This window comes from Tardiphaga sp. P9-11 (genome assembly GCF_008329525.1).
Classification (GTDB): Bacteria; Pseudomonadota; Alphaproteobacteria; order Rhizobiales; family Xanthobacteraceae; genus Tardiphaga.
Map to the genome: position 1 here is coordinate 193182 of NZ_NPKQ01000004.1, position 12567 is coordinate 205748.

10 protein-coding genes are annotated in these 12567 nt (G+C 61.0%); 6 read left to right on the top strand and 4 right to left on the bottom strand.

Annotated features, from left to right (window positions below; genetic code table 11):
• Positions 1–37: 37 nt before the first annotated feature.
• Both CIW50_RS16305 and CIW50_RS16310 read right to left on the bottom strand, forming a co-directional pair.
• On the bottom strand, positions 38–1171 hold the full coding sequence (locus CIW50_RS16305; RefSeq protein WP_149532264.1) for a TRAP transporter substrate-binding protein: 1134 nt from the start codon (positions 1169–1171) through the stop codon (positions 38–40).
• 198 nt (positions 1172–1369) lie between these two features.
• Entirely contained in the window at positions 1370–2629 is a 1260-nt protein-coding gene (locus tag CIW50_RS16310) for an MFS transporter (RefSeq protein WP_149532265.1), read from the bottom strand.
• A 971-nt stretch (positions 2630–3600) separates the two neighbouring features.
• Between CIW50_RS16310 and CIW50_RS29870 the strand changes: the two genes are divergently transcribed.
• Genes CIW50_RS29870 through CIW50_RS16320 form a run of 3 tightly spaced genes read left to right on the top strand, consistent with a single transcriptional unit; the run spans position 3601 to position 5323 of the window.
• Complete coding sequence (locus CIW50_RS29870; protein ID WP_502707497.1) at positions 3601–3774, top strand: aldehyde dehydrogenase family protein; 174 nt, start codon at positions 3601–3603, stop codon at positions 3772–3774.
• Positions 3719–4306: an aldehyde dehydrogenase family protein gene (locus CIW50_RS29350; protein WP_197738375.1), complete on the top strand. Its 588-nt coding sequence runs from the start codon at positions 3719–3721 to the stop codon at positions 4304–4306. The genes CIW50_RS29870 and CIW50_RS29350 overlap by 56 nt, the downstream gene beginning before the upstream one ends.
• 36 nt (positions 4307–4342) lie before the next feature.
• A complete protein-coding gene (locus CIW50_RS16320; RefSeq protein WP_149532266.1) occupies positions 4343–5323 on the top strand; it encodes a Bug family tripartite tricarboxylate transporter substrate binding protein in 981 nt (326 codons plus the stop codon).
• 600 nt (positions 5324–5923) lie between these two features.
• On the opposite strand, the gene CIW50_RS16325 is transcribed toward CIW50_RS16320, so the two are convergent.
• Together CIW50_RS16325 and CIW50_RS16330 are read right to left on the bottom strand one after the other, a co-directional pair.
• The gene (locus tag CIW50_RS16325; RefSeq protein WP_149532267.1) at positions 5924–6946 is read right to left on the bottom strand and encodes a GlxA family transcriptional regulator; all 1023 of its coding nucleotides are present in this window, start codon (positions 6944–6946) and stop codon (positions 5924–5926) included.
• Positions 6947–7224: 278 nt separating this feature from the next.
• Positions 7225–7740 carry a prolyl-tRNA synthetase associated domain-containing protein gene (locus tag CIW50_RS16330; protein ID WP_149532268.1) on the bottom strand — a complete coding sequence of 172 codons (516 nt, stop codon included), beginning with the start codon at positions 7738–7740 and terminating at the stop codon, positions 7225–7227.
• Positions 7741–8016: 276 nt separating this feature from the next.
• Between CIW50_RS16330 and CIW50_RS16335 the strand changes: the two genes are divergently transcribed.
• From CIW50_RS16335 to CIW50_RS16345, 3 genes are read left to right on the top strand one after another with little or no spacing between them, the layout of a single operon-like run.
• A complete protein-coding gene (locus CIW50_RS16335) occupies positions 8017–9270 on the top strand; it encodes a sarcosine oxidase subunit beta family protein (RefSeq protein ID WP_149532269.1) in 1254 nt (417 codons plus the stop codon).
• Positions 9271–9286: 16 nt separating this feature from the next.
• A complete protein-coding gene (locus tag CIW50_RS16340) occupies positions 9287–9580 on the top strand; it encodes a sarcosine oxidase subunit delta (protein WP_149532270.1) in 294 nt (97 codons plus the stop codon).
• Positions 9577–12567: a sarcosine oxidase subunit alpha gene (locus tag CIW50_RS16345; protein ID WP_149532271.1), complete on the top strand. Its 2991-nt coding sequence runs from the start codon at positions 9577–9579 to the stop codon at positions 12565–12567. Before CIW50_RS16340 ends, CIW50_RS16345 begins: the two co-directional genes overlap by 4 nt.

Genomic DNA, 12567 nt, shown 5'->3' on the forward strand with positions numbered 1-12567 from the left:
GAATCCCGGATGATGCGGGCACGTGCGCCGTGCAGCGTTAGGTCTTTTTCTTCGCGTTCGGACCGAAGTAATGATTATAGGCCATGCGCCGGCTTACGACGGTGTCCTGCTCCCATTGCGTAGCCCGCTTGGCAAAGGCCTGCTGAGATTCGGAGATTTCCTTGAACAGGGGATTCTCGGCCGATTTCTTGGCGACGACTTCGTCATAGACCTCAAGCTGCTTCTGCAGGATCGAGTCAGGTGTCTTGTAGAACTTGACCTTGTCCTTGCTCTGCATATCCGCGTAGTCCTGCGAATAGCGGTCGATGGCTTTCCATGACATGTCCTGGCCGGCAGCGTCCGCCGCACCGGCGATGATGGCGCGCAGCTTCTCGGGCAGGGCGTCATATTTGGTCTTGTTGAACAGGATTTCAAACTGCTCGGCATTCTGATGGTAGCTCTGCAGCATGCAGGTCTTGGCTACGTCGGGGAAGCCGAGGATGCGGTCCGACGAGGCATTGTTGAACTCGGCTGCATCGAGCAGGCCGCGGTCCATCGCGGAGACGATTTCTCCGCCTGGCAATGCGTTCACTGCAGCACCAAGGCCGGTAAACACGTCGATGGAAATGCCGACGGTGCGGAATTTCACACCCTTGAGATCGTCGGCCTTGGTCACCGGTTTCTTGAACCAGCCAAGTGGCTGCGTCGGCATTGGTCCGTAGGGCAGTGATACGACATTGGCACCGATCGACGCATAGAGCTTGGCCAATAGCTCTTTTCCGCCCCCATATTTGTGCCAGGACAGCAGCATGTTGGCATCCATCGCGTAAGCGGGACCCGAGCCCCACAGCGCCAGCGCGGTCTGCTTGCCATAGTGATAGACCATCACACCATGGCCGCCGTCGAGCGTGCCCTTGGAGACCGCATCGAGCAAGCCGAAAGCCGGGACTACGGCGCCGGCCGGAAGCACCTCGATCTTCAGGTCGCCGCCGGTCATGTCGTTGACCTTCTTGGCGTAGTCGAGCGCGTATTCGTGGAAGATGTCCTTGGCAGGCCATGTGCTCTGCCAGCGCATGCTGATCGGGCCCTGCGCCTGGGCGATTACCGGTGCCGCTATGCTTGCAGCCGCGCTGGCGGTGGCGACCTTCAGAAAGCGGCGCCGAGACGGATTCCTGTCCTTGGATGAAGCCATTGTGTTCTCCCCAAATGGTCGTCCTTTTGCGGACTGACCTTGTTGATTGGTGGCAAGACAAAGGCTTGCTTGCAGTTTTGGCAAGAAAGTTCGCTTTGCTGCGACGCTTGGACGCGGCGTAACTACACTAACTATCCGTGCTGCGGTGCGGGGGGATTGTGCGCGAGTGCGAACTACAGATGAACTACACCAGGCCTGTTAGACTTTCGTCGGAACGCATCCGGTCACGTCGCGGACCATGTCTGGCTGCCGTTCCAGCGTCACTGCGGGCGAAGTCAAGATCACCACGGCCTGCCAGGCGAAACCCGCGACGGCGAGGTAGAGGCACGCCTCCGCGTGATAGAGCCCGCCGATAACGGCAGCGATACCGGTTCCGATCGGACGGGCGCCATAGCTCAGGATGTTGATCGCGGAGACGCGTCCGAGCAGGCTGGGCGGCGTTACCGATTGCCGCAACGTCGCGGTGGAGATCACCCATAGGATCGGACCGACGCCGAGCAGGAAGAAGCTCAGGCCCGCCAAAGCCGGTGAAGGGATCCATGTGGTCAGTGCCATCACGACGGAGGCGACGAAGCCGGTGACGGGGCCAAGCGCGATCACGGTGCCGAACGGCAACCGCTTCATTACACGTGTTGCCAGCAATGCGCCGATCACCATGCCCACGCCATACATGGCGAGTGTCACGCCGACGTCGGAGGCGGAGAGGCCGAGACGGCGAACCGCGTAAGGTACGAACACCGCCAGCACCATGAAGGACGCGGCGCTGAAGATGAACTGCGTGATAAAGACTGGCCGCAAATAGCGATGATGTGCGACGAAGGATAGACCTTCAGCGATGTCCTGCATCGGCTTGCGTTGTTGGATGGTTGTGCGCGTGGGCTCATGGATGCCCGATAGCAAGGCGACAGCGATGAGCGACAGCGCTGCGGCAAAGCCGAAGGCGGGCGCGGCGCCAGTGAAGCCGACGAGCGCGCCACCGATGGCGGGACCGCTCGCAAAGGCCACGGTGCGCGCGAGTTCAATCCGCGCATTCGCCGCGCCAAGCAATTGCGGCACGACGAGCGATGGCACGAGCGACGGCGCGGCGACGCTGTAGACCACCGTGCCGCACACCGCGACGAAGCCGAGTAAAGCGAGCAGCGGCAGCGTCAGCGCGCCGAACCAGATCAGTGCCAGCGTCAGCAGCAGCGAGACGGCCCGCAGCGCCTCAGCTCCAGCCATCAAGGCGCGGCGCGACATGCGGTCGGCGAGCAGGCCGGCGGGAATGGCAAACAGCACGAAGGGCAAGGTCAGCGCGGTCTGCAGCAATCCGGTCTGGCCTTCGCCGACGCCGAGCAGCAGCACGGCGACGATGGGCGCCGCTGCCAGCGCGATCTGCTCCGCCGACTGCGCCGCGAGGTTCGACCAGGCGAGGCGGTTGAAGGTTGGGGGCAATCGGTCGGTGGGCGCGTGGGTCATGACGAGTCCTGTGTTCAGGTCACCATCTTTGACTGCCGTCTTTGCAGCCACCCGTTTCCCGCCAATCTCGGCCCGTTGATCAAGAGCCGCCTGATCTCGCGACCTTCGGCTTACAAGACCGCTATTCCGTGCTAGCGCGGAAGCCCGCGGCGCCGGCTTCTGCCGACTCCGCGCTTTCAATCGACGATAAAGTCTCTGCACTCGAATGCATGTGGCTGGTGAGCAAACTGCTAGCCAAACGCGAACGCGAGTAAGCCACCACAGAGCAGGAAGACTCCGGCTGCGGTGATGGCAAGGTATCGCTCGGGAACGACGTCTCGGTCATTTGGCATGACGCACCTGTCGGCTTGGCCCCCAAGGGATCGTGCGGACGAATTGATTAAAGATTTCGAAATCCCCGATTTGGCAGCTCCGCTCCGTTTTGGGACGTCTGCAACGGCGGTGCGGTTTCAGCCGTCCGAGTTCCCGCAGCGTGATCGCGTCGCGCGCCTTGACTGCGAAGGCATTCTCACGGCGCCGACCCAAATGGTCAGGCCCTATAAAAATGTCTCCCCAATGATTTGTAAGTCATTGACTTTGCTGCGAGGAATGATCGGTCGGACACGCTAAATTGGCGCGGTCCCCCTCTACCATTGTCCCCACTGGGGACGATCCGCGACGGGACAATCCCCGCGTTCAAATGCAACGTTTATTGGCGGAGATTCCGTTAGATCCAGCAGCTCGGATTGAGGCGGTCGAGCGAGTTGATGGCCGACCATTGGAAGAAGCCGCAAGACTGGCAAATTCTCAGTCGCCGTGCCGGCCATCGTTGATAATACTCCGGATCGTTTTTTGAGTGGCATAGCCGAACATCCGGCGGTAGCGAAGCTCGCGTTCACTGGTAGCACGTTCACCGGCCAATCTATCATCCGGGCGCGTCGGCTTCGAACCTAAAGAAAGTTCAGCTCGAACTCGGCGATAAAGGGCCAAACATCGTCTTCAACGACGCCGGTATCGACGCGGCGGTGAATGGGAGCGCCTGGGCTATCTTCCACAACCAAGGGCAGGCTTGCATTGCGGGCTCCCGTCTTCTGCTGCACGACGGATATCGTGGAGGATTTCCTAGGGCGTTTCGCGCGTCTTGCACGCTCCATAAGACTTGGTAGTCCTCTGGATCCGGAAATGGAAATGGGACCGCTGACCAGTCTTCATCATCAGAGGCGTGTGCTCGAATACGTGGACATCGCTCGCCGCGAAGGAGCAGAGGTCATCTCGGGCGGCGTCCAGCCTTCTAACTCTGCTCTCGCACTGGGATGCTACGTCGAGCCTACCATCATCAAAGTGAGCTCCCAGCAAGATCGCTTGATTCAAGAGGAGGTCTTCGGTCCGTTCGTGACGGTGCAGACGTTTCGGAACGAGGCCGAAGCACTGGCTCCGGCCAACGGGACGCAGTACTGCCTCGGCAGCGGTCTTTGGACGCGGGATCTGCAGCGTGCTCACTCGCTGGCGAGCGACCTAAAAGCAGGTATTGTCTGGATAAACTCGTACAAACGCGCCAATCCAGGCTCGCCGTTCGGCGGGGTAGGACGATCGGGCTACGGTCGGGAAATGGGGTTCGATGCGATGCAAGAGTACACCCAGGCGAAAAGCATCTGGGTGAACGTTAACGCGCAGATACCCGCCTATTATCGGCGTTAGCCTTACGAAACCAACAAAGAGGGAGCAAACAAAAAAATGGAAATCTCGGGCTGTCGTCTATTCTTCAAGATGCTCTTCGTAGCGTCCTTAGCATGTTGTTCAGCGGCGAACGCGCAGACGCCATGGCCAAGCAAGCCGATCCGTGTGGTCGTGCCCTTCCCCGCGGGCGGCTTCGTTGATGCCATCGCTCGTCAGATACAGCCCCAACTTCAGACGTCTCTAGGTCAGACCGTAATCATCGATAATCGTGGCGGCGCCGGCGGAACTCTTGGCTCAGGCGAAGTCGCCAGGTCGCAACCGGATGGGCACACCTTGTTGCTAGTGTTCGACTCCTACGCCATTTATCCGCTCGCGTATCCCAAACTCAATTTCGACATCTCGCGTGATCTCACGCCGGTCACCCAGATCGCGAGCAATCCGCTCATTCTGCTGACCCACCCGAAGGTGCCGGCCAAGGATCTCGAGTCCTTGATCAAGCTCCTGAAGTCGCAGCCAGGACGTGTGAACTATGCGAGCGTGGGCGTCGGCTCGAGCAACCATCTGACGGCCGAACTCTTCCAATCCGCCACGGACACGACCATAACCCACGTGGCGTACCGCGGCGGTGGTCCCGCGCAACAGGATCTGATCGGTGGGCATATCGAGATGATGTTCCTCTCGGCAGCCTTGGCGCTGCCTCATGTGAGAGCCGGTGTTCTCAACGCAATTGCGCAGACAGGCGCGAAGCGGTCACCTGCTCTGGCACATGTTCCAACCGTTGCGGAAAGCGGATATCCCGGCTTCGAAGTCAATTCGTGGGTGGGTATGCTGGCACCCGCGGGCACGCCGCGCGAAATCATCGATAGATTGAATTCGGAAGTGCGCAAGCTCCTTGCCGATCCGCAGTTCGTAGCCCGGCTGGAAGATCAAGGTCTTGTCGGAATAGGCAGTTCTCCAGAAGAGTTTGCCAAAGTCCTGACATCAGAGCGCGAAAAGTGGACACGATTGGCCAAGGAGCGTGGGCTTGTACTCGAATAGCGGAGCGGCATCCGGAATTTCTGCCGGTTGTCGTTGCTGCGTTGAAAGCAATTGTCATTCTGTCCGATCGAGAGGGCGAGCTTGATGTTGTCTCGGCTCTTGCGACAAGCAGGGTTTGATGAACAAGGACATTCGCGGCCTCAGCGCGACACGATTGTTTCAGAAGGGGAAGGGGGCGACGGGGTGTCCCGTTGGCCGATTTATCGACGGGCGCCGTCGACAATCAGATTTCGCACCAAAATGCCGCACAGTTCGCGAACGCGTTACCTAGTGGAATAGTCTATCGAAGCTAAGGTTGGCTGACGAAAGTATTCGCCAACCATTATGCATACGAAGAACGGTGTCGCGTTTCGACCACGGATAAGGTCGAGTACAGCCATTACCGAGCCGGGCATCTATGAATTCCACTTTGCCGCGATTAGGAGGACTGGGTGGACGAACCGTACGCATCAGATTGACTACATAGGTACGCTTTCTGCTGCCGGCGCAGCAGAAAGCAGACAAGCGAGCTTTGTCGTCATGAGCTGTCGGTTCGGTCGGTCGGCTCGGTGGGGCGAATGATCAGGTCGTTGGTATGTGCATGTCTACCAGCTCCGTCGTCTAAGCCAGACTGAACACGCGTCGGCCTTCGCCGACGTCCGGTTCTTGCGGTTGTCCGATCACCTTGCGGCGTTCCTCGGAGGGGTTGGTGCCGAATGCAGCTTTGAAGGCCTTACTGAGATGTGAGCCGTCGACGAAGCCGGTTTCGGCGGCGATCGCGGCCAGCGACAGGTCAGTCTTCAGCATCCAGCGCGCATGCTTCAGCCGGAGCCGCAGATAGGTGGCTTGCGGCGACTGTCCGGTTTCTTCTTTGAAGAGGCGCTCGAGTTGCCGCGTGCTCAGACTGACCTTGCCAGCCAGTCGCGCGACCGACAGTGGCGTGGACAGGTTCTGTTCCATCATCAGTAGCGCGCGAGAAATTCGCCCGTCGGTCTCGGCAAATTCGGTCGGCGGCGCCGATTGAGCCGATGACCCCGGTTTCATGCGATCGATCAGCATAATGTGGAGCGCTTTCTGTGCGCTCGACAAGCCCATGCGCTGTTCGATGATATGCGCGGCGAGATAGGCAACTCCCATACCGCCGGAACAGGTGATGCGATTGCCGTCGATGACGAAGAGCTGATCGGCCACCGGGAGCGTCTCGCCGAATTCTTCCAGAAAGTCGCGATAGTGGTACCAGCTAATGCAACATTTCTTCTGGTTGAGCAGGCCCAGCCGCCACAGCACGAAGCTGCCGGTGCAGACGCCGATGAGGTCGACCTTGGTCTGCGCGGCCTCCAGCAGGTATCGCTTGGTCTTCTCGTCGATCTGCGGACCTTGATGTAGGAGGCCACCAACGACGACGAGATAGTCGAGTTCGCGCGGATCAAGGAACCGGGAATTCGGATACATGAGCAGGCCGCAGCTCGAGCGGATCGGCTCGTCCGTTTCGGCCATGATGTGCCACTGGCAGCGGATCGGCCGGCTGTTGTCACCCTCATCTGCGGCGAGACGCAGCACGTCCACGAAGCTCGCCAGCGCAGTCAGCGTGAAGTTCTTCGTGAGAATGAAGCCAACGCGAAGCGGACGGACCTTTGGCTGCATCACCCTGCCTCAGCATTCACCATATGGTCGAATGGCACTCCGTGTGATCGCCGTGAGACGACGTCCAAAACGAAGCCATGTCGCATCATTACATGTCTATAACGCGCTGGGGCAGGTATTTTTGACGGTCTGATCCTAAAAATACATTGCTAATAGGTGCAAGAGAGGGGAGCGCCTCGCCCTGCCTGCGTCTGCTCGACGTGCCTCTGGAACCCGGAGGCTGCGGTTGTAGGCTGCTGCAACCAACAGGCCCGCGGGAGAGGCGCGGCCGGGGAAGGTCAGCCGTTGGATGGCGGGTCTTCCGGCATCGTGAACAAGGCCTCACGACCGATTGCAGCGAGGAACGCGTCGAGTGCGGTGACCGACAGCGATGTCGTGCGGCTGTTGATGATGGGGTGGCAATTGATGCGCTCCGCTGACCGCAAGCGCACATCGATGACGGGCGTGACCGCCTGATTGGCATCGTTGTAGAGCGCCAGAATCGAGACCGATCCCGGTTCGATCCCAAGCAATTCCTTCAGGGCTTCCGCGCTTCCAAATGACAGTCCGCCTTTGGCGCCAATCGTCTTTGCCAGCGACTTCAGGTGAACAGTCGCGGCTTCGTCGGTGACGAACAGGAAGAACCGCTTCTTGCCGTCGCGGAGGAACAGGTTCTTGGTGTGAATGCCGGGAATGTCGCCGCGCAGCGCACGCGACTCTTCCACCGTATGCACGGGCGGGTGTTCGAACGTCTCCACCACGATCGACTTGTCTTTGAGGTACTGAAGAATCTCGTCGCTGCGTTCGATGCTCATTCTAGGTGTCCTTGATCGTCGGTGGCGGGACTGCGCGTGCCCGGGGCATGCCGTCCTGTCTACATGGCAGCGATCCGTGTCGCATGGATACGTCGCGAATTCGAGACCCGGCGAGCGAAGCCGGGGCGGGTTGTCGCAAATCTACGTGTTCCGTGTCGGGGCTTTGCAAGCCTGCGACGTTCGGATGTCGCTCTGATCCAACATGATTGGCGGGCTGATGCTGGCCGCGAAGCGGCAGCGAGTTGTAGGCTCCGTCCAATCATAATGTGGACAGCCATGCAGAAATTTTCAGCGCTTTCATTACTACGGGCAGGGCTGACCGGTCATGCCGGCTGGCAGCGACAGTGGCGTTCGCCTGAACCGAAGCCGGGTTATGACGTCATCATTGTTGGCGGTGGCGGCCACGGGCTTGCAACGGCCTACTATCTGGCCAGTCGCTACGGCGTCAAAAATGTTGCCGTCCTCGAAAAGGGCTGGATCGGCGGCGGTAATACCGGCCGCAACACCACGATCATCCGCTCCAACTATCTGTTCGATGAAAGCGCCGGGATCTACGAGCACGCCCTCAAGCTGTGGGAAGGGCTGTCGCAGGAACTGAACTACAACGTCATGTATTCACCACGCGGCGTCCTGATGCTGGCGCACAACATTCACGATGTGCAGAGCTTCAAGCGACATGTTCATGCCAACCGTCTCAACGGCATCGACAATGAATGGCTGTCGCCGGAGGAATGCAAAGAATTCTGTCCGCCGCTGAATGTCGGTGGGGCGATGCGCTATCCGATCCTCGGCGGCGCGCTACAGCGCCGCGGCGGCACAGCGCGGCACGACGCTGTTGCCTGGGGCTATGCCCGCGCTGCCGACGCGCTCGGCGTGGATATTATCGAGAATTGCGAAGTCACCGACATCCGCCGCGCGCCGACCGGCGAGGTGGTCGGTGTCGATACGACGCGTGGCAGCATCAACGCGAAGCGCATAGGCGTCGTCGCGGCCGGCAATACCAGCACGGTGATGAACATGGCCGGCGTGCGTCTACCGCTGGAAAGCTTCCCGCTGCAGGCGCTGGTCAGCGAACCGGTCAAGCCGATCTTTCCCTGCGTGGTGATGTCGAACACAATCCACGCCTATATCTCGCAGTCGGACAAAGGCGAGATGGTGATCGGTGCGGGAACGGATGTCTACACGTCCTATACGCAGCGCGGCGGCCTGCACATCGTCAATCATACGCTGGATGCGATCTGCGAACTGGTGCCGGCGTTCCGGCGCCTGCGCATGCTGCGCAACTGGGGTGGCATCGTGGATGTGACACCGGATCGCTCGCCGATCGTGGCGAAGACGCCGGTATCTGGCCTCTACGTCAATTGCGGTTGGGGCACCGGTGGCTTCAAGGCGACACCGGGATCGGGCGAGGTGTTCGCCAGCACGATCGCCAAGGATGAGCCGAACAAGATCAACGCGCCGTTCACCATCGAGCGATTCCGCGATGGCGCCGTGATCGACGAAGCGGCTGCGGCCGCCGTGGCGCATTGATAGCGGGGAAAACAAGATGCTGTTGATCAATTGCCCCTATTGCGGGTCGCGCCCGGAAGCCGAATTCGCCAATGGCGGGCAGGCACATATCGCCCGCCCGGCCGATCCGATGAGCCTCACTGACGACGAGTGGGCCGCCTATCTCTATATGCGTGACAACATTAAGGGCCTGCATCACGAGCGCTGGCGGCATGCCAATGGTTGCGGCCGTTTCTTCAATGCCAGTCGCGACACGACCACGGACGTCATCAAGCGCACTTATCGCATGGGCGAGCGCCCCGAAGCGGAACATCAGGGTGCCAAGCCATGACGGATACGTATCGCGTACGGCGCGGCGACAGCGTTGAAAACTGCAACGCAGTTCATTTCACGTTTGACGGAAAGTCGTATCAGGGTCTGGCCGGCGACACGCTGGCCTCCGCGTTGATCGCCAATGGCGTGCATCTGGTCGGCCGTTCGTTCAAGTATCACCGGCCACGCGGCTTCGTCTCCGCCGGTTCGGAAGAGCCGAATGCGCTGGTCGGTGTGGGCGCGACCCAGTCGCGCTATACACCGAACCTGCTTGCGACCCAGGTCGAGATCTATGACGGGCTGGTGGCCGAAAGCCAGAATCGCTGGCCGTCGCTCGAGACCGATGCCGGCTTCCTCAACGAATATTTCTCGGCCTTCCTGCCGGCGGGGTTCTACTACAAGACTTTCATGTGGCCGCGCACGGCCTGGAAGAAACTCTATGAGCCGGTAATCCGGCGGATGGCGGGTCTCGGCAGGGCACCAGCCGAGCCGGATGCCGATCGCTATACGCAGGTGTTTGCGCATTGCGACGTGCTGATCGTCGGCGCCGGGCCTGCGGGGCTTGCGGCGGCGCTCGAAGCCAGCAACAGCGATGCCACCGTGATCCTGTGCGACGAGCAGGCGGAGATGGGCGGCTCGCTGCTGTCCGATCGTTCGGCGTCGATTGACGGCATGCAGGCCGCCGAATGGGCGCGCGCGGCGCTCGATGAATTGCGCAAGCGCTCCAATGTGAAGCTGATGTCGCGCACGACGGCGTTCGGCTGGTACCCGCACAATTTTGTCGGTCTCAACGAGCGCGTCACCGACCATCTCAGCAATCCCGCGGCGAACCAGCCGCGTGAGCGGCTCTGGCAGGTCAGGGCCAAGGAAGTCGTGCTGGCCGCCGGCGCGATCGAGCGGCCGCTCGTCTTCACCGACAATGACCGGCCGGGCATCATGCTGGCCAATGCTGCCCGGACCTATGTGAATCGGTACGGCGTGGTGCCAGGCAAGCAGGTGGTTGTGTTCACCGCCTGCGACAGCGCCTATCGCGCGGCGCTGGATCTCAAGGCAGCCGGTGCCAAGATCCAGGTGATCGTGGATCTGCGCAAGAGCGTATCGGGCCATTGGGTCGACAAGGCGCGCGCCGAAGGCATCAAGGTCCGCTCCGGCAGCATCGTTCGCGGCACGTCGGGCCGGCTGCGGGTAAAGTCGGCGCAGATCTCTAACGCGCAGGGCGGTGACGCCGAGACGGTGGCTTGCGATCTTATCTTGATGTCCGCCGGGTTCACGCCGTCGGTGCATCTGTTCTCGCAGAGCCGCGGCAAGCTCAGCTACAGCGAAGAGCTGCGTGCCTATGTGCCTGGCGAGTCGGTCGAGCGTGAGCGGTCGGTCGGGGCGTGCAAGGGACTGTTCGCGCTCGAAGGCGTCATCGAAAGCGGCGCCAGGGGTGGCCGGGACGCTGCGACCAAGGCCGGCTTCTCCCCGCGCGGCGAGCGCAGCTATACGGTCTCCGCGCAGTCGGTAGGCGCCGATGCGTTCATCGGCTCCGTGATGACCGATCATCAGGCGGAAAAGCGGGCCTGGGTCGATTTCCAGAACGACGTAACGGCCAAGGATGTCCGGCTCGCGACCCGCGAAGGGTTTCGGTCGATCGAGCACGTCAAGCGCTATACGACCACCGGCATGGCCACCGACCAGGGCAAGCTGTCCAACATGAACGCCCTTGGTGTCGTGTCGAAGCAGATCGATGTCGCGGTGCCGAAGGTAGGCCTGACCACGTTCCGGCCGCCTTATACACCGACGACCTTTGGATCCTTTGCTGGCCAATCGCGTGGTGATCTGTTCGACCCCGTGCGCAAGACCAGCATCCATTCATGGGCCGAATCCCAGGGCGCACAGTTCGAGGATGTCGGCGTCTGGAAGCGCGCCTGGTATTTCCCGCAGGTGGGTGAGGACATGCATGCCGCCGTCGCGCGCGAATGCAAGGTGACGCGCGAGTCGGTCGGCATCTTCGATGCCTCAACGCTCGGCAAGATCGAGATTGTCGGCAAGGACGCCGCCGAATTCATGAATCGCATGTACACCAATGCCTGGACCAAGCTGGAGCCCGGCCGGCTGCGCTATGGCGTGATGCTGCGCGAAGACGGCTTCATCATGGATGACGGCGTCGTCGGCCGCATGGCAACTGATCGTTTCCACGTCACGACGACGACCGGCGGCGCGGCCCGCGTGCTGTCCATGATGGAGGACTACCTCCAGACCGAATGGCCGGACCTCGAAGTGTGGCTCACCTCGACCACCGAGCAGTGGTCGGTCATTGCCTTGCAGGGACCGAATGCGCGCAAGGTGCTGGAGCCGCTGGTCGAGGGCATCGATCTGTCGGCCGATGCCATGCCGCATATGAGCGTCCGCGAAGGACGTATCTGCGGCGTGCCGACGCGGCTGTTCCGCGTGTCGTTCACCGGCGAACTGGGCTTCGAGGTCAACGTTCCCGCCGGCTATGGCCGGGCGGTCTGGGAAGCGATTTTCGCGGCGGGCAAGCCCTACGGGATCACGCCCTACGGTACCGAGACCATGCATGTGCTGCGCGCGGAGAAGGGCTACATCATTGTCGGTCAGGAAACCGACGGCACGGTGACGCCCGATGACGCCGGCCTCGGCTGGGCTGTCGGCAAGGCGAAGCGGGATTTCGTCGGCAAGCGCTCGCTATCGCGGCCGGCGCTGGTCAGGGAAGACCGCAAGCAACTGGTCGGGTTGTTGACGACGGATCCCAAGGTGGTTCTCGAAGAGGGCGCCCAAATCGTGCTCGATCCCACCCATCCCATTCCGGTGCCGATGATCGGTCATGTCACCTCCGCCTACTGGAGCGCGACGCTGAACCGCTCGATCGCGCTGGCACTTGTTCGCGGCGGTCGCTCGCGGATGGGGGAGGAGCTCTCGATCCCGATGCCGGACGGCGTGATCAAGGCGAAAGTCGTCGACTCGATATTGTTCGATCCGAAGGGGGAACGTTTGAATGCTTAG

Excerpts from the sequence above, each read along its gene's own strand:
- CIW50_RS16325 (WP_149532267.1), bottom strand. The coding sequence starts at position 6,946 with ATGCAGCCAAAGGTCCGTCCGCTTCGCGTTGGCTTCATTCTCACGAAG.
- CIW50_RS16340 (WP_149532270.1), top strand. The coding sequence starts at position 9,287 with ATGCTGTTGATCAATTGCCCCTATTGCGGGTCGCGCCCGGAAGCCGAA.
- CIW50_RS16335 (WP_149532269.1), top strand. The coding sequence starts at position 8,017 with ATGCAGAAATTTTCAGCGCTTTCATTACTACGGGCAGGGCTGACCGGT.
- CIW50_RS16305 (WP_149532264.1), bottom strand. The coding sequence starts at position 1,171 with ATGGCTTCATCCAAGGACAGGAATCCGTCTCGGCGCCGCTTTCTGAAG.
- CIW50_RS16330 (WP_149532268.1), bottom strand. The coding sequence starts at position 7,740 with ATGAGCATCGAACGCAGCGACGAGATTCTTCAGTACCTCAAAGACAAG.
- CIW50_RS16310 (WP_149532265.1), bottom strand. The coding sequence starts at position 2,629 with ATGACCCACGCGCCCACCGACCGATTGCCCCCAACCTTCAACCGCCTC.
- CIW50_RS16320 (WP_149532266.1), top strand. The coding sequence starts at position 4,343 with ATGGAAATCTCGGGCTGTCGTCTATTCTTCAAGATGCTCTTCGTAGCG.
- CIW50_RS16345 (WP_149532271.1), top strand. The coding sequence starts at position 9,577 with ATGACGGATACGTATCGCGTACGGCGCGGCGACAGCGTTGAAAACTGC.